Below are 16,086 nucleotides of genomic sequence, written 5' to 3' on the forward strand. Positions count from 1 at the left end.
ACGGGGGTGCCCCCGCTCTCGGGCGGTTCGACGCGCCTGCCGGGACAGGCCGACCAGCGGCCGTTCCGGGTCGGCTGCGGCAACCGTGGATCCCACTCGCATCAACGACCGCCGACGCCGGGAGGTGACGCGAGGGACGGCGAGTTCGCCACCGCCGTCATCCCGGCTGTCGGCGACGCGACGTAGGCTCCCCTGCATGCGTATCGGAGCCCACGTCGATTCGACCGACCCGGTGGCGGAGGCGACCGCCCGAGGGGCCGAGGCCGTGCAGTTCTTCCTCTCCGACCCCCAGGGGTGGAAGGCGCCGAAGCCGCGGGAGGACGCGGACCGGCTGCGGGCCGCGGGCGTCGACCTCTACGTGCACGCGCCGTACGTCATCAACGTCGCGACCCTGAACAACCGGATCCGGATCCCGAGCCGCAAGCTGCTGCTCGGGCACGCCCAGGCGGCCGCCGCCGTCGGCGCCAAGGGGCTGATCGTGCACGGCGGGCACGTCAACGCCGGCGACGACCTCGCCGTCGGCTTCGACAACTGGCGCAAGACCTTCGCGTACGCGGCGGACTCCGGCGGCTTCGGCGTGCCCGTCCTGATCGAGAACACCGCCGGCGGTGACAACGCCTGCGCCCGGCGGCTCGACGCGCTCGCCCGGCTCTGGGACGCCATCGGCGATCACGAGGTGGGCTTCTGCCTGGACACCTGCCACGCCCACGCCGGCGGCGAGGAGCTGCTCGGGCTCGTCGACCGGGTCAAGGCGATCACCGGCCGGATCGACCTGGTGCACGCCAACAACTCCAAGGGCGCGTTCAACTCCGGCCAGGACCGGCACGACAACCTCGACGGCGGCACGATCGACCCGGAGCTGGTGGTGGCGGTCATCCGCGCGGCCGGCGCGCCGGTCATCGTCGAGACCCCGGGCGGGGTCGACGGTCAGGGCGCCGACATCGCCTTCCTGCGCGACCGGCTGGGCACGGGGAGCCCGGCGGCATGACGACCGAGCAGTCCGCCTCCGGCAGCCCCCGTCCCGGCGCCGCCGCCGAGAAGGCCGACACTGCCGGGAAGACGGAAGCCGCCGGAAAGGCCGACACGACCGGCGCCACGACCGGCCCGGCCGCCGCCAGGACCGCCGGGGCCGAACCCAGGACCGGCGGGGCCCAATCCAAGGCCGGAGCGGCCGAGCCCGGTGCCGGTGGAGCCCGACCAGGTGCCGACACGGCCCAGGCCGAGGCCGGGGCACACGCCAGGGCGGTCGGGGCTGACCGGACCGGCGCCACCGGGACGGGGAACGGTAAGACCGACGCCACGGCAGGCGGGGCCGACAAGGCCGCAACCACGGCGGGCAAGGACGACGCCAGGGCGGACGCAACCGACAAGGACGACGCCAAGGCCGGCTCAGCCGACAAGGTCGACGCCAAGGCGGGCGGAAGCGACAAAGACGGCGCCAAGGCGGGCGCAGCCAGCAAGACGGGCTCAGCCGGTGCGGCCGGGGCCGGCGGCGAGGGCGCAGGCACGGGCGGCGACAAGGCGGCCGGCAAGAGCCAGGACGGGGACGACAAGGAGGGAAAGCCGGACCGGTGGGAGGCCTTCGCGTCCGCCCCCGAACCGGTGCCCTCCCGGCTCGGGCGCGCCGCGCGGGCGGTGGGCCGCCGGCTGATCCACGAGTGGACGCTCGCGGCGCTCGCCTCGCTGGCGTTGGCCGTGCTGCTGACCTGGCCCACGCTGCGCTACCCGCGCCACACCCTGCCGCAGGACTACTGGGATCCCAGCCTCCAGGCGTGGCAGATGGCCTGGTCGGGGCACATCCTGCTGACCAACCCGGCGCAGCTGTGGCAGTCGAACACCTTCTTCCCGGAGTCCTGGAGCTTCGCCTTCTCCGACACCCTGCTCGGCTACGCCCCGGCGGGCATGATCGGCACCGGTCCCGAAGCCGCCGTGCTCCGCTACAACATCATGTTCGTGCTGGCCCACGCGCTCGCCATGCTCGGGGCGTACGCGCTGGCCCGTCAGCTCGGCGCCGGCCGGATCGGCTCCGCGGTGGCCGGGGCGGGCTTCGCGTACGCGCCGTGGCTGCTGGCCCAGGCCGGGCACCTGCACGTGATCTCCAACGGCGGCATCCCGTTGGCGTTGGCGATGCTCGCCCGGGGGCACGGCTGGTCGTTGCGGCACGGGTACCGTCCCGAGCGTCGGCACGACGGCTGGGTCTACGCCGGCTGGTTCGTGGCCGCCTGGCAACTCAGTCTCGGCTTCGGCATCGGGCTGCCGTTCGCGTACTTCCTCGCCGGGACCGTGCTGGTCGCGGCCGTCACCTGGTTCCTGCGGCGGTGGGTCGTCCGGCCGGTCAAGCGCCCGTTCGGCCGCCGGTTGCTGATCGCGGACCTGGTCGGTGGCCTGTTCTTCGCCGGTGTCGGCGGCCTGCTGGCCATCCCGTACTTCAAGGTGGCGGGGGCGCACCCGCAGGCGGAGCGTTCCATCGGCGACATCGGCGTCTACTCGCCGCCGGCGGCCGGCTTCTTCACGGCGCCCGCCGAGTCGCGGGTCTGGGGCGCCCTGCACGAGGGCGCGCGGGCGGCGCTGCCCTGGCACCCGGAGATGACCCTGCTGCCCGGCTTCGTGCTCTACGCGCTCGCCGCCGGCGGGCTCTTCTTCTCGGTGTGGAAGCTGCGCCACCGGCTGCTGCTGCTCGCCGGGGTGGTGGTGACGATGGTGCTCGCCATGGGCACCCGGTTCTTCGACGGCACCTTCACCTACGTGCCGCTGTTCGACCACCTGCCCGGCTGGAACGGCATCCGCACCCCGGGCCGGCTGATGCTCTGGACCACGCTGCTGCTCGGGCTGCTCGCGGCGGGCGCGGTCAGCGCGTTCGCCACCCGGGTCCGGGAGGTCTACGCCGAGCGGATCCCCTCCTGGCCGAGCCCGTGGCTGCGGCTGGCCACGCTGCTGCCGCTGGTGCTGGTGCTCGGCGAGGGGTTGAACGCCACGCCGCACCCGGTCGTGCCGTCCCAGCCGGCCGCGATGCGCACCGTGGACGGGCCGCTGCTGGTGCTGCCGAGCAGCCAGAGCCTCGACCAGCCGGTGATGCTCTGGTCCACCAGCAAGTTCCAGGACGTGGTCAACGGGGGCAGCGGTTTCACCCCGCGCCAGCTCGACGACGTACGCCGGGTGACGCTGGCCTTCCCTGACCAGACCAGCGTCGACTACCTGCGCGTCCTCGGCGTACGCAACGTGCTGCTGATGCGGGACCACATCGTCGGCACGCCGTGGGAGGTCACGGTGGACGCACCGGTCGACGGGCTCGGCATCACCCGCGAGGAGATCGGCGACGTGGTGGTCTACCGCTTGTGACCCCCGTCACTCTCACATTGGCCCCGAAGCAGCCTCCCGGTCGTCCGATCCCCCGAAGAGCCTGCGGGCACCGGAGAGGATCGCCAACACCGCGACCGTGAACAGCCCGAGCAGCCCGTTCAACCACCAGTCGACCATGTTGGCGGAGAAACACAGGTTGTCCGGTGTGCAGTCGGTGTCGCCGAGTTCGAGCCTGCCAGCGATGATTCCGGCAGGAAAGCAGAGCAGCGCGACACAGGCGCCCAGGCCGAAGAACCACCCGGGCACCCGCCGGACGAGGGTCAGGCCGAGCCAGACCGTGACGAGCAGCGCGGGCAGGATCGCGTCGACGGCGCTCACACCGGTCGACGGCTCAGGGACGCCCGACAGGACGCCATCAGGACGTCACTCGCCGGCCACCCGTCCGCCCCCGCCGCCGGCCGGGGCCGAGCTGGCCGCCAACTCCGTCGGTTGCGGCGAGGCCGGGGTTGGTCGACGCCAGCGAGCCACCCAGGGCGCGTCCCTGCTGCCGTTGAACGGGCCACCGTCCGGATCGTCCGGATAGACCTTGCGAACCGCGTCCAGTTCGGGGTTCAGGATCTCCCGGACGACCAGCACGCAGAGCAGCACGACGGTGGCCAGGCGCAGCGTCGACGCCAGCACGAAGACCCCCTCCGGGAAGACCGGCTTGCTGGTCGCCGCGCCGAGCAACTCGCCGTAGAACGCCACGAAGTAGCAGACCTCGGCCACCTGCCAGGCGAGGAAGGCGCCCCACTTCGGGCGGGCGAGCACCACCAGCGGCAGCAGCCAGAGCACGAACTGCTGCGACCACACCTTGCTGAAGATCAGGAAGGCGGCGACCACCAGGAACGCGAGCTGGGCGAGCCGGGGCCGACGCGGGGCCAGCAGCCCCAGCGCGGCCACCCCGAGGCAGGCCAGCCCGAAGAGGGCGTACGACAGGGTGTTCAGCGTCGGGATGTTGGCGTTGAGCCACTCGAACGGCCCGAGGTCGGCGGGGTTGGCGTTGCCGAACTTTCCGTCCACGTAGCGGCCGATGTACCAGAGGGTGCCCCAGTCGATGGGCCGGGTCGAGTTCAGCTCGAAGAAGCGGTCCCAGTTCTCCCGGTAGGGAATGGCGACCGGAAGGTTCACGAGGACCAGGGCGACGAGGGCCGCGCCGAAGGCGGTGAGGGCGGCGCGGAGCCGCCCGGCGCGCAGTCCCAGCACCAGAATCGGGCCGAGGATGAACAGCGGCCACATCTTGGCCGCCCCGGCGAGACCGAGCAGGATCCCGGCCGCCAGTGGTCGGCTGCGGGCCCAGGCGAAGAGGCCGAACGCGGCCAGGCCGATGGCGAGCAGGTCCCAGTTGACCGTGGCGGTGAGCATCAGCGCGGGGGCGAGCGCGAAGAGCGCGGCGTCCCATGGTCGACGGCGGCGTAGGGCGAGGAGCAGCGCCACGGTGGCGACCGCCAGCGCGCCGAGCACCAGCGCGTTCAGGTTGTAGAACCACATGCCCTGGTTGAGCCCCGGGTCGTTCTGCCCGAGGGCGTGCACGGGCAGGCCGAGGGCGCCCATGAAGTACCCGGTGAGCACCGGGTACTCGACGGGGTGGTCCTGGTAGGGCACCGCCCCCTCGTTGAGCCGCTCGGCGTAGTAGAGCGCCAGCACGTCGGTGTAGCAGAACCGGGTGTACTGCACGTTGTTCTGCCAGGCGCCGTCCTGGCAGGGCGACTTCTGCACCCAGTGCAACGCCAGGGTCAGGCAGACCAGGGCCAGGACGATGCGGGCCGCCGTCCAGAACCGGCTCTCCCGCCCGGCGGGCAGGTCCAGGGCGACAGCGTGGTCGCCCAGCGGGCCGCCGATCGCGCCGGAGACGCCCCGGACGAAGCCGTCGGAGCGGGACGGATGGTCAGGGGCACCGGCGTCGTCGATGCCTCGCGTCGACTGCGTGCTCATGAAGGTGCATCCTGCCGTACATCGGGCCTCCGCGTCCCCTCCCTCTCACGACACGTCGATACGCGAAACGCCGCCGGCGGCCGGAGAGTTGCTCCGGCCGCCGGCGGCGTTCGTCGATCAGTCGTTGTCCGGTCTGGGTGTCAGGCTCGGTAGCAGCCCGCCGCCGCCGCCGTCCCGGCCGGGGCGCGGATCGGTCGGGGTGGTGGGCGCGGTGGGCCCGCCGGGGCCACCAGGGCCACCGGGAGGAGTGCCGCCGCCGTTGTTTCCGCCGCCGTTGTTGCCGCCGGGGCAGAACAGGCCGAGCGGATCGCAGTTCGGCGGGCCCGTCGGAGGCGGCGGGGGCGGGGGCGCCTCACCGTTGCCGCTGTTCGGGTCGCCGACGTTCGCCGCGGGCGGGAAGTCCTTCTTCTCCCGGTAGGTATCTCCAGTCTTGTGCGCCTCTTCCATGAACCGCTCCCAGATATCGCCCGGGAGGTTGGCACCGCTGACGCGGCGGCCGTCCTTGAGTTTGAGCGGCAGCCGGTTCTGCAAATTGCCGACCCAGACGGCGGTGGCGATCTGCGGGGTATAGCCGATCATCCAGGCGTCGCCGTTTTCCGGGCTGTCCGGCTTCTGCTCCCAGGTGCCGGTCTTGGAGGCGGCCTTCCGAGCGTCCTCCAGCCGATGGTTGACCTGCGCTGGGTACTGCTCGAGCACCGACGTCACGTCGGCGACGACATCCTTGTCGACGCGCTGCTTTGGGTTGAGCTTCTCACTGCCGACCTTCTTCCACTTTCCGGTGGTCTCGTCCCGAGCCTCGACCGAGTAGAGGAAGTGGGCCTTGTTGTAGACGCCCTCGTTGGCGAAGGTGGCGACGCCGTTGGCGTGGTCCAGAACCGTCACCGGGTACTGGCCGTAACCGACCACATGGAAGAACGGGTTCGGGGCGATGTCCTTCGGGTCTTCCTTGGTCAGGTCGTAAGCCTTCGCCGGGTTGGTGTCCGTCCGCCACATGGTGGTGACGCCGGCGTCGGCGGCCATCTTGATGACCTTGTCCGGGCCGATCTCCTGAGTCACGTGGTAGAAGGGCACATTCAGCGACTTGAGCGTGGAGACCTTCAGTGTGCAGGAGTCGCCACACTCCGGGTTGTCGACGCCGGCATTGCTGACCTTGAACTTGGTGCCCTTCGGGGTGAACGCCTTGCCCTTCCAGCGTGACTCGAGGGCCTTACCCTCCTTGAGTGCCGCCGCCAGCGTGTAGATCTTGAAGCTCGAGCCGGGCGAGTGCCCACCGGAGACGTTGCCGTTGGAGTCGGTGTTCTTACCGGCGTAGTCGGTTCCGGTGCCGTTGTCACCGCCGTAGTAGGCGAGCACCCGACCGGTGTCAGGGTGAATCGCCACTACCGCCGCCATGAGGTTCTTCGGCTGGCCGTTCAGTTTGGAGCCCTTGGTCTTGCGCTGGGCCGTCTCGACCGCCGCCTCCTGGATCTTCCTGTCGATCGTGGTACGGATCCGGTAGCCGCCGGACATCAGGGCCTGCGAGCAAAGCTTCTTCTGATCGGTGACCTTCGACTCGTCGTCAACGCAGAGGCCTTGGTCCCGCATCTCCTGCTTCACGTAGTTGATCACGTTGCCGTACGGGGTGTTGACGCCGAAGTCGATGCCGGCGCCGCCCTGGTTCGGCTTCTTGGGCATCGGGTACTCGGCCAGGGTGGGCGCCGCCGGCTTGTTCGGGGCGTTCAGCCAGCCCTCGGCGACCATGCCGCTGATCACGTACTCCCAGCGGGACTTGGCTTCGGTGAGGTTGACCGCCGGGTCGTAGCCCTTGTGGCCCGCGCCGGCCTCCGGCTGCTTGATCAGCGCGGCGAGGACCGCGCCCTCGGCCACGCTCAGCTTGTTCGCCGGCTTGCCGTAGTACGTCTGCGCCGCCGCCTCGATGCCGTGCGCACCCCGCCCGAAGTAGATGATGTTCAGGTAGTGCTGCATGATCTGCGGCTTGGTGTACTCGTCGTTCAGCTTGGAGGCGAGGATCGCCTCCTTGACCTTCCGGGCGTAGGTGTCGTCCTTCAGGTTGTCGAACGCGTTGCGCGCGTACTGCTGGGTGATCGTCGAGGCGCCCTGCTTGCTGCCGCCGGAGACGTTGTTCCACGCGGCCCGGACGATGCCCTTGTAGTCCACACCCGAGTGCTCGTAGAAGTTGCGGTCCTCGGCCGCAGCGACGGCGTCCTGCACCCACTTCGGAATCTGGTCGATGGTGACCAGGGTCCGGTTCTGCGTGCCGACCTTCGCGATGATCGTCTTGTTGTCGAACGCGTAGAGGGTGGTCGCCTGCGGCGGCGTGGTGTCCTCCGGAAGGACCACGTTGGTCGAGTAGTAGGTGAAGCCGACGACGCCGAGCCCGGCGAGCATGATGAACACGGCGAAGGCGGCGATCAGCATGTTGACCCGCTTGCGCTTCTTCGCCCGCGACGAACCGGCCGGGTCGCCCGCGCCGCGCCCGCGCCGACCGGGGCCGGTCGGCCCGCCGGGCCCACCCGGGCCGCCTGCGGCCGGCGAGACGCTCGCCCGGGCCGAGGCACGGCCGCTGACGCCGCCGACCGCCGCCGACCCGACACTGGCCCGTCCGGCCGGGGCGGCGCCGACGGCGGCGGAGCCCACCGAGGCGCGACCTGCCGGCCCGCCGGCAGGGGAGACCGGCACCGAAGCGCGACCCGAGCCCGCCGCCCGACCGGCGCCGGGCGCAGGCGGGACCGGCACGGCCCGGCCCGGCGCCGCCCGACCGACCGAGGCCGAACCCACCGAGGCCGTTCCGGCACGCGGCGGGACGGCCGCGGACGCCGAACCGGAGACGGAGCCGCCGCGCGGCGGAACGGCGGCCGAGCCGCCGACCGAGGCCCGCCCGCCGGCGGCGCGGGGCGCGACCGAGGCGCGGCCCGCGGGTGCCGTACCGTCCTGTGCAGCCGACCAGCCGCCCCCGGAGGCGTCACCGCCGGGGTCGCCGTGCTGGCCCGGAATCTGGGCCCGCCCGCGCGGGGAACTGGAATCGCCGTACGAGTTCATTCCTCACACCCTGCCGTCGCGGTGGGACGCGACTGCGCCGCCACCGGTTTGCCGTGAGATGGGACACCTGTCGAGGGCGGCACGTGCGTGCCGGTCGACCGGTGCCACTTGCGAATCAATCGGGCCAATCAGACCAACGATCCGTCGGTCTCCCCAGGCGTGCGTACGCTGGCCGGGGTCGGCCGATCGAGCGAAGATCACCGTTGCGCCTCTCGCCTCCGTCGACTGCCCGCACCGTTGCCCGAGGCGGCCGCGCCGCCCACCGCGTCCTGCTCCTGCCCGCCCTCCGGGCTCCCGGTCAGGCCGTCCCGGCCGAGCAGGTACTGCTCGACGAGATGGTTCCAGTCACAGCCGAGGCACACCTCCACCACGAAGACCTGGAACTCACGCACCGTCATCGCCAGCACCGGTAACTCGGCCAGTGTCCGGGCCTGGCCGGCGGACTGCTTGAGTTCGTCGCCGTAAATGTAGTGGACGTGGGTCAGGTTCTCGCTCCGGCAGATCGGACACCGCTCGTCGGTCGGCTCACCGTGGAAGCGGGCGGCGTTCTTCAGGTAGGGCGAGGCGTCGCAGACGTCGTACGTGCCGACCCGGCCCGCGAGGAGCTCACGCAGCACCGCTCGCTTCCGGAGCGAGTAGTCGACTACCTGGCGCTGCGTACGCATGCGGAGAAGGGTACGCGGTCTCGTCAGACGGGGCGACCACGGTGACGATCCGTGACCGGAGAACCTCGGAGCGGGGGTTTGCCCTGATCACGGCGATCCGCTAGCGTGCGATGTATCGGTCCGATACATCGCGGCGGTTACCGCTCCGCGTAGAGGGTACAGAGAGGATGGCCCGTGCTCGAGCTCGCCATCCTCGGCCTCCTGCAGGAGTCTCCGATGCACGGCTACGAGCTGCGCAAGGAGCTGACCGCCAAGCTCGGTGCGATCAGGGCGGCGATCAGCTACGGCTCGCTCTATCCCACGCTGCGCAGGTTGCAGGCGGCGGGATGGATCACCGAGGCCGCGGAGGCACCCGCCACGGTCGAGGAGGTTCCCGCGCTGACCAGCCGACGAGGTCGGGTGGTCTACGAGATCACGGCGGAGGGCAAGGAACGCTTCGCCCAACTGATCGCGCAGACCGGGCCGGAGACGTACGACGACACGGGTTTCGGCGTGCACTTCGCGTTCTTCGCCCGGACCGACCAGGCGACCCGACTCCGCATCCTCGAGGGTCGCCGGCGGAAGATCGAGGAACGCCGTGAAGGGCTTCGCGACGTGCTCGGCCGGGCGGCCGAGCGGCTCGACGCCTACACGCTGGAACTGCAGCGCCACGGCCTGGACGCCTGTGAGCGCGAGGTCCGCTGGCTGGAGGAGCTCATCGCCAACGAGCGCTCCGGCCGTGCCCCGACGGTCCCGTCAACCGGGACGGCCGGCGGCCGACGAGAAGACAACAGCCCGCCTCCGCCTGGAGAGTCCAGGAAAGAGCGGCCGTGATGAAGAAGAAGGAGGCAGACGCTATGGGCTCCGTCCGCGTCGCCATCGTCGGTGTGGGTAACTGCGCCTCGTCCCTCGTGCAGGGCGTGGAGTACTACCGCAACGCCGACCCGAACGACCGCGTCCCGGGTCTCATGCACGTCACCTTCGGCGACTACCACGTTTCGGACGTGCAGTTCGTCGCGGCGTTCGACGTGGACGCCAAGAAGGTGGGCATGGACCTCGCGGAGGCGATCGTCGCCAGCGAGAACAACACCATCAAGCTCTGCGACGTGCCGCCGACGGGCATCAGCGTGCAGCGCGGTCCGACCTTCGACGGTCTGGGCGAGTACTACCGCGAGATCGTCGAGGAGTCCGACGCCAAGCCGGTCGACGTCGCCCAGGCGCTGCGCGACGCGCAGGTCGACGTCGTGGTCTCGTACCTGCCGGTCGGCTCCGAGCAGGCCGACAAGTTCTACGCCCAGGCCGCCATCGACGCCGGCTGCGCTTTCGTCAACGCGCTTCCGGTCTTCATCGCCTCCGACCCGGAGTGGGCGAAGAAGTTCGAGGACGCGGGCCTGCCGATCGTCGGTGACGACATCAAGAGCCAGGTCGGCGCCACCATCGTGCACCGGGCGCTGGCGAAGCTGTTCGAGGACCGGGGCGTCGAGCTGCTGCGCACGTACCAGCTCAACTTCGGCGGCAACATGGACTTCATGAACATGCTGGAGCGCAAGCGCCTGGTCTCGAAGAAGATCTCGAAGACCCAGTCGGTCACCTCGCAGATCCCGCACGAGATGAGCAAGAGCGACGTGCACATCGGCCCGTCGGACCACGTGCCGTGGCTGGACGACCGCAAGTGGGCGTACATCCGCCTGGAGGGCCGCTCGTTCGGCGACACCCCGCTCAACGCCGAGCTCAAGCTCGAGGTGTGGGACTCGCCGAACTCGGCCGGTGTCATCATCGACGCCGTCCGCGCCGCGAAGATCGCGCTGGACCGGAAGATCGGCGGCCCGATCCTGTCGGCCTCGTCGTACTTCATGAAGTCCCCGCCGGTGCAGTACGCCGACCACGACGCGCACGCCGCCGTCGAGGCGTTCATCGCCGGTGACGCCGAGCGCTGACGCGCCGACACCAGCACCATCGAGGGCCGGGTCCACACGGACCCGGCCCTCGCCGCGTCCGGCCCTTCCGCAGCCGTACGCGCAACGGGCCACCGGCCTCACACGGGGTCGAACGGACGGCGACGCGCCGTTACGCTGACCGACGTGACGTCCCTCCCTCATGGCGGCGCGCGACGGGTCGTCGGGGCCTTCGCCGTCGCGGCGCTCCTTCCGGTCCTCGTCGGCTGCGCGGCGCCGGGATCCAACCCGACCACCGCGCCGGCCGGCGGCGTGGCACCAGCCGACGGCACCACCACAGCGGGTGGCACGGCACCGACAGCCAGCACGGCACCGGACGGCGGCGACGGCTCCGCCCGCCCGGCCGCCTCCGCAGCGCTTCCCGAGGCCGACTGCGCCAGGGCGGGCACGCCGGTCGCGCGCCCCGGGCAGGTCGCCCCGTCCGGTGGCGGTGTTCCAGCCGCCACGTCGCGCCCACCCGGCACCCGACAGCCGCTGACCGACGAGCAGCGTCGCGCGGAGGAGTTCCGCCGCCAGCAGGCGGCCAACGACGCCTTCCGGCAGCGCGGGACGCTCGGCAAGGAGGCGGCCACCGGTGCCCGGGCCTGCGCTGCGGACGTCAGGAAGCGCCTCAATCTGCTGACCGCCGGCGGCCGGGACGAGCCCGGGCAGGAGGCCGTCCGGCGGGCGATCGTGGCGACGGGGCTGACCGGGGTCACCGTGCGACCACCGGGCCGGCTCGACCTCGGCCCCGTCGACGGGCTGGTCTTCGCGGGCTGGACCGGCCGGGCGTGCGTCTTCGGCAGCGTCCGGGCGGGCGACGTCACGGTGGAGATCGGCACCCGCATCGCCGACGGCGGCTGTCTGCCCGCCCCGAGCTGACCGGGCGGGCGCGGGCGGGACCGCGGCGCGCCGCGTCAGGACCAGGCGCGGCGCAGGGCGACCCCGGCCTCCAACTCCAGCAGCTTCACCTTGCGGTCCAGGCCGCCGCCGAAACCGACCAGCTTGCCGCCCGCGCCGACGATCCGGTGACACGGCACGAGTACGGGAATCGGGTTGCGGTTGCAGGCCACCCCGACCGCGCGGGCGGCGCCCTGGTCGCCGAGCCGCCGGGCCACCTCGCCGTAGGTGAGCGTCTCCCCGTACGGGATGCGGGTCATCTCCCGCCAGACGCCCCGCTCGAAGTCGGACCCGCCCGGCGCGGCCAGCGGCACCGCGAACCCGGTCAGCTCGCCCGCGAAGTACGCCCGCAGCTCCGCCACCGCCTGTCGGGCCGCCTCGTCGCCCGGCTCCTCGCCCGCTCCCTCGACGCGGCCGAAGTGGGCCCGGCACACGTGGGTGCCGTCGGTGGCGACGGAGAACTCGCCGATCGGGGAGTCGAGCACGGTCCAGCGCATCGCCCCATTGTCCCCGGCGCCCGCTGAACGGCCCCACGTCGCGGCCCTGCTGAGCCACCGGCGTCCCGACCGACGTTGCGGAGTACCGATACCGTGCAGGCCGTGGCCACGGGGACGCTGATCTTCCTCATCATCGGCGGCGCGGGCGTCGCGGTGCTGGCGCTCGCCCTGCTCGGCGGCGAGCTGCTCCACTTCGGCAACCCGGACTTCGACGGTCCGGTGTCGGTGGAGGCGGTCGCCGGGTTCACCGGAGCGCTCGGCTTCGGCGCCGCGATCGTCAACGAGCTGGTCGGTGGGCGTACGCCCGGCATGATCGCCGTGGCCCTGGCCGGCGGCGTCGTCGCGGCCGTGCCCACCGCCTGGGCCGCGGCCCGGCTGAGCCGGGCGGCCCGCGACATGCGCACCGATCCCACCCCCACCCGCCACCACCTGGTCGGCGCGCTCGGCCTGGTGGTCACCCCCGTGCCCGCCGACGGCTACGGCGAGGTCCGGGTCCGGGTGGCCGGCCAGCCGGTCAAGCTCAACGCCCGCGCTGACCGACCGATCCCGGTGGGCGCCCAGATCTTCGTGGTCGAGGCGCTCAGCGAGACCAGCGTGCACGTCGAGACCTACTGAACCCCCCCCTCATAGAAAACAGGACGGTCACATGCCCCTTCTCATCGCCATCGGCGGCGCGGTCCTTCTCGTGCTCGTGCTCGTGCTCTTCGTGCTCTCCCGCATCAAGGTGGCCGGGCCGAACGAGGCGTTCATCGTCACCGGCCGCAAGGGCCGCACCACGCAGACCGCCGACGGTGGCCGGTCGACCGACAACTCCGGGCAGAAGGTCGTGCTCGGCGCGTCCGTCTTCGTCCTGCCCGTGGTGCAGAAGCTCCAGTCGCTCGACCTGTCCAGCCGGCGCATCGACGTCGGCATCAAGGGCGCGGTCAGCAAGCAGGGCATCCGCGCCGACCTGCACGGCGTCGCGATCGTCAAGGTCGGCGGCACCGAGGACGCCATCCGCGCCGCCGCGCAGCGCTTCCTGCACCAGCAGGACGAGATCGAGGACTTCACCCGGGAGGTGCTGGCCGGCGCGCTGCGCTCGATCGTCGGCCGGCTCACCGTCGAGGAGGTCATCCGGGACCGGGCGGCGTTTGCCAGCGCGGTCGCCGAGGAGGCCGAGCACTCGATGACCAACCAGGGCCTGGTGCTGGACACCTTCCAGCTCCAGGACATCCTGGCCGAGGGCTCCTACCTCCAGGACCTGGGCCGGCCGGAGGCCGCCCGGGTACTCAAGGACGCGGCCATCGCCGAGGCGCGGGCCCGGCAGCAGGCCGAGCAGGAGCGGCTGCTCGCCGAGGAGGCCATCGCCGAGGCCAACCGGAACCTGTCGCTGAAGCAGGCCGCCATCCAGGCGGAGATCGACGCGGCCAAGGCGAAGGCCGCCGCTGCGGGACCGCTGGCCCAGGCCGAACGGGACCAGGCGATCCTCTCCGAGCAGCAGAAGGTCGCCGAGCGCAACGCCGAGCTCAAGCAGCGGCAACTCGACACCGAGGTACGCAAGCCGGCCGACGCCGCCCGGTACAAGGTGGAGCAGGAGGCCGAGGCGTCACGCAACGCGGCCGTGCTGAACGCCGACGCGCAGCGTCAGGCCGTCATCGCCGCCGCCCAGGCCTCCGCCGAGCAGGCCCGGCTCACCGGTGAGGGCGAGCGGGCCCGCCGGGCCGCGCTGGCCGAGGCCAACGCGATCGAGGGCGCCAAGGAGGGCGAGGCCGAGCAGCGCCGCCGTTCCGCCATCGCCGAGGCGGTCGAGCGGGAGGGCACGGCCGAGGCCGCGGCCATCCTGGCCAAGGGGCAGGCCGAGGCCGACGCGATGGCTCGCAAGGCCGAGGCGTTCGCGGCGTACGGCGAGGCCGCCGTGCTGGACCTGCTGGTCAAGATGCTGCCGCAGGTGGTCGAGGCGGCCAGCGCCCCGATCGGTGCGATCGACAAGCTGACCGTCATCTCCACCGACGGCGCCTCGTCGCTGACCAAGTCGGTGGCTGGCAACGTCGCCCAGGGGCTCCAACTCGGCAGCGACCTGACCGGCATCGACCTGGCCGGCCTGCTGGGGAAGCTCGGCTCGGCGGCGGCGACCACCGGCAACGGCAAGCCGCCCGTCGACGGCACGGCGGTCGAGACCCGCTGACGCGGTCCGGCAGCGGCCGGATCCGCTGAGCGCGACAGGGCGCCGTCCCCGGCCGGGGGCGGCGCCCTTCCCGTGTCGTCCGGGCGCGGCCCGTGTCGGACCGCCTCCCTGAAGGCCGAGGGGTCCGTGGCGCCCTGGCCGGGCTACTCGACGATGCCCTCGTCGCGGGCCCAGCGCAGCAACTCCGCCTCGGCCTCGTCGCGGTTCAGCGGGCCGCGCTCCAGACGCAGCTCCTTGAGGTGCTTCCAGGCCTGTCCGACGACGGGCCCCGGCGGTACGCCCAGCAGCTCCATGATGGCGTTGCCGTCCAGGTCGGGCCGGACCCGCGCCAGGTCCTCCTCGGCGGCGATCCGGGCGATCCGCTCCTCCAGCGCGTCGTAGTCGGCGGCGAGCTGGGCCGCCTTGCGGCGGTTGCGGGTGGTGCAGTCCGACCGGGTCAGCTTGTGCAGCCGCAGCAGCAGGTCACCGGCGTCGGCGACGTAGCGGCGCACCGCCGAGTCGGTCCACTCGCCCCGGCCGTAGCCGTAGAAGCGCAGGTGCAGCGCCACCAGCGCGGTCACCTTGGCGGTGATCTCCTTCGGGTAGCGCAGCGCCTTCATCCGGGCCTTGGTGAGCCGGGCGCCGACCACCTCGTGGTGGTGGAAGCTGACCCGGCCGTCCGAGCCCACGGCCTTCGTCGCCGGCTTACCGACGTCGTGCATCAGCGCGGCCATCCGCAGGACGAAGTCCGGCCCCTCGGTCTCGTACGAGACGGCGTTGCTCACCACGGTCAGGGTGTGCTCGTAGACGTCCTTGTGCTGGGCGTGCTCGTCGATCTCCAGCTTGAGCCCGGTCAGCTCCGGCAGGAAGCGCTCGGCGAGCCCGGTGTCGACCAACAGCCGCAGCCCGGTGATCGGGTCCGCGCCACAGAGCAGCTTGGTGAACTCGTCGCGGATCCGCTCGGCCGTGATCCGGTCCAGGTCGCCGGCCATCCGGGTCATCGCCGCGTACGCGTCGGGGTGCACCGCGAAGCGCAGCTGCGCGGCGAAGCGGGCCGCGCGCAGCATCCGCAACGGGTCGTCGCCGAACGACTCCGCCGGGGTGCCCGGGGTGCGGATCACCTTGGCGGCCAGGTCGTCCAGCCCGCCGTGCGGGTCGGTGAACCGGTGCTCGGGCAGGCTGACCGCCATCGCGTTGATGGTGAAGTCGCGCCGCCGCAGGTCCTCGGCGAGGTCGGTGCCGTACTCGACGATCGGGTTGCGGCTGACCTGGTCGTAGGACTCGGCGCGGAAGGTGGTGACCTCCAGCCGCAGCCCGTCGCGCTGGCACCCGATGGTGCCGAACTCCCGGCCGGTCTCCCAGATCGACTCGGCCCAGCCGCGCACGATGCGCAGGGTCTCGTCGGGGTGCGCGTCGGTGCAGAAGTCGAGGTCGTCGCCGAGGCGGCCGAGCAGGGCGTCGCGTACCGAACCGCCCACCAGGTGCAGCTCGTGGCCGGCCCGCGCGAACCGGCGGCCCAACTCGTCGGCGACCGGGGAGACCCGGAGCAGTTCGGCGACGGCGTTGCGCTGCGCGGCGGTGAGTTCGCGGCGGTCGGCGGCGTGGGGAGCGGAGGCTTCGGACATGGGAGCGCCAGACTATCGGTCCCGACGAGG

Annotated in this window: 13 protein-coding genes; 7 read left to right on the forward strand and 6 right to left on the reverse strand. The window is 72.0% G+C overall.

Going from position 1 to position 16,086, the window contains the following annotated elements; genetic code table 11:
- The first annotated feature begins 196 nt into the window (after positions 1–196).
- On the forward strand, positions 197–988 hold the full coding sequence (locus tag ACPXCB_RS13460; protein ID WP_425875292.1) for a deoxyribonuclease IV: 792 nt from the start codon (positions 197–199) through the stop codon (positions 986–988).
- Positions 985–3,339: a hypothetical protein gene (locus tag ACPXCB_RS13465; RefSeq protein ID WP_425875294.1), complete on the forward strand. Its 2,355-nt coding sequence runs from the start codon at positions 985–987 to the stop codon at positions 3,337–3,339. Before ACPXCB_RS13460 ends, ACPXCB_RS13465 begins: the two co-directional genes overlap by 4 nt.
- Positions 3,340–3,351: 12 nt before the next feature.
- Here ACPXCB_RS13465 and ACPXCB_RS13470 read toward each other — a convergent pair whose 3' ends face one another.
- The 4 genes from ACPXCB_RS13470 to ACPXCB_RS13485 form a co-directional block, all read right to left on the reverse strand.
- Positions 3,352–3,678 (reverse strand): hypothetical protein, encoded by a 327-nt coding sequence (locus ACPXCB_RS13470; RefSeq protein ID WP_425875296.1) that lies wholly within the window; start codon positions 3,676–3,678, stop codon positions 3,352–3,354.
- 45 nt (positions 3,679–3,723) lie between these two features.
- On the reverse strand, positions 3,724–5,274 hold the full coding sequence (locus tag ACPXCB_RS13475; RefSeq protein WP_425875298.1) for a glycosyltransferase family 87 protein: 1,551 nt from the start codon (positions 5,272–5,274) through the stop codon (positions 3,724–3,726).
- A 117-nt stretch (positions 5,275–5,391) separates the two neighbouring features.
- Complete coding sequence (locus tag ACPXCB_RS13480; RefSeq protein WP_425875300.1) at positions 5,392–8,313, reverse strand: transglycosylase domain-containing protein; 2,922 nt, start codon at positions 8,311–8,313, stop codon at positions 5,392–5,394.
- A gap of 197 nt (positions 8,314–8,510) precedes the next feature.
- On the reverse strand, positions 8,511–8,978 hold the full coding sequence (locus ACPXCB_RS13485; protein ID WP_132235496.1) for a DUF5318 domain-containing protein: 468 nt from the start codon (positions 8,976–8,978) through the stop codon (positions 8,511–8,513).
- Between the two features lie 174 nt (positions 8,979–9,152).
- Between ACPXCB_RS13485 and ACPXCB_RS13490 the strand changes: the two genes are divergently transcribed.
- The 3 genes from ACPXCB_RS13490 to ACPXCB_RS13500 all read left to right on the forward strand — a co-directional run bounded on the left by ACPXCB_RS13490 (position 9,153) and on the right by ACPXCB_RS13500 (position 11,773).
- The gene (locus tag ACPXCB_RS13490) at positions 9,153–9,791 is read left to right on the forward strand and encodes a PadR family transcriptional regulator (protein WP_121397428.1); all 639 of its coding nucleotides are present in this window, start codon (positions 9,153–9,155) and stop codon (positions 9,789–9,791) included.
- A 23-nt stretch (positions 9,792–9,814) separates the two neighbouring features.
- Positions 9,815–10,894, forward strand: coding sequence for an inositol-3-phosphate synthase (locus tag ACPXCB_RS13495; RefSeq protein ID WP_425875302.1), 1,080 nt, complete (start codon positions 9,815–9,817; stop codon positions 10,892–10,894).
- 144 nt (positions 10,895–11,038) lie between these two features.
- Positions 11,039–11,773 (forward strand): hypothetical protein, encoded by a 735-nt coding sequence (locus ACPXCB_RS13500; RefSeq protein WP_425875303.1) that lies wholly within the window; start codon positions 11,039–11,041, stop codon positions 11,771–11,773.
- Positions 11,774–11,808: 35 nt separating this feature from the next.
- On the opposite strand, the gene ACPXCB_RS13505 is transcribed toward ACPXCB_RS13500, so the two are convergent.
- Complete coding sequence (locus ACPXCB_RS13505; RefSeq protein WP_425875305.1) at positions 11,809–12,288, reverse strand: methylated-DNA--[protein]-cysteine S-methyltransferase; 480 nt, start codon at positions 12,286–12,288, stop codon at positions 11,809–11,811.
- Positions 12,289–12,381: 93 nt separating this feature from the next.
- Here ACPXCB_RS13505 and ACPXCB_RS13510 point away from each other — a divergent pair, with 93 nt between their 5' ends.
- Positions 12,382–12,903: a hypothetical protein gene (locus ACPXCB_RS13510; protein ID WP_225852283.1), complete on the forward strand. Its 522-nt coding sequence runs from the start codon at positions 12,382–12,384 to the stop codon at positions 12,901–12,903.
- Positions 12,904–12,934: 31 nt separating this feature from the next.
- Positions 12,935–14,452, forward strand: a complete 1,518-nt coding sequence (locus tag ACPXCB_RS13515; protein ID WP_425875307.1) for a flotillin family protein — start codon at positions 12,935–12,937, stop codon at positions 14,450–14,452.
- Positions 14,453–14,595: 143 nt separating this feature from the next.
- On the opposite strand, the gene ACPXCB_RS13520 is transcribed toward ACPXCB_RS13515, so the two are convergent.
- Positions 14,596–16,056 (reverse strand): CCA tRNA nucleotidyltransferase, encoded by a 1,461-nt coding sequence (locus tag ACPXCB_RS13520; RefSeq protein ID WP_425875309.1) that lies wholly within the window; start codon positions 16,054–16,056, stop codon positions 14,596–14,598.
- Positions 16,057–16,086: the final 30 nt, after the last annotated feature.

It is taken from the genome of Micromonospora sp. DT62, assembly GCF_049847285.1.
In the GTDB taxonomy this organism is placed as follows: Bacteria; Actinomycetota; Actinomycetes; order Mycobacteriales; family Micromonosporaceae; genus Micromonospora; species Micromonospora reichwaldensis.

Bases quoted from the DNA above. Each gene is read 5' to 3' on its own strand.
- ACPXCB_RS13505 (WP_425875305.1), bottom strand. From the start codon at position 12,288: ATGCGCTGGACCGTGCTCGACTCCCCGATCGGCGAGTTCTCCGTCGCC.
- ACPXCB_RS13520 (WP_425875309.1), bottom strand. From the start codon at position 16,056: ATGTCCGAAGCCTCCGCTCCCCACGCCGCCGACCGCCGCGAACTCACC.
- ACPXCB_RS13460 (WP_425875292.1), top strand. From the start codon at position 197: ATGCGTATCGGAGCCCACGTCGATTCGACCGACCCGGTGGCGGAGGCG.
- ACPXCB_RS13495 (WP_425875302.1), top strand. From the start codon at position 9,815: ATGGGCTCCGTCCGCGTCGCCATCGTCGGTGTGGGTAACTGCGCCTCG.
- ACPXCB_RS13475 (WP_425875298.1), bottom strand. From the start codon at position 5,274: ATGAGCACGCAGTCGACGCGAGGCATCGACGACGCCGGTGCCCCTGAC.
- ACPXCB_RS13485 (WP_132235496.1), bottom strand. From the start codon at position 8,978: ATGCGTACGCAGCGCCAGGTAGTCGACTACTCGCTCCGGAAGCGAGCG.
- ACPXCB_RS13465 (WP_425875294.1), top strand. From the start codon at position 985: ATGACGACCGAGCAGTCCGCCTCCGGCAGCCCCCGTCCCGGCGCCGCC.
- ACPXCB_RS13515 (WP_425875307.1), top strand. From the start codon at position 12,935: ATGCCCCTTCTCATCGCCATCGGCGGCGCGGTCCTTCTCGTGCTCGTG.
- ACPXCB_RS13480 (WP_425875300.1), bottom strand. From the start codon at position 8,313: ATGAACTCGTACGGCGATTCCAGTTCCCCGCGCGGGCGGGCCCAGATT.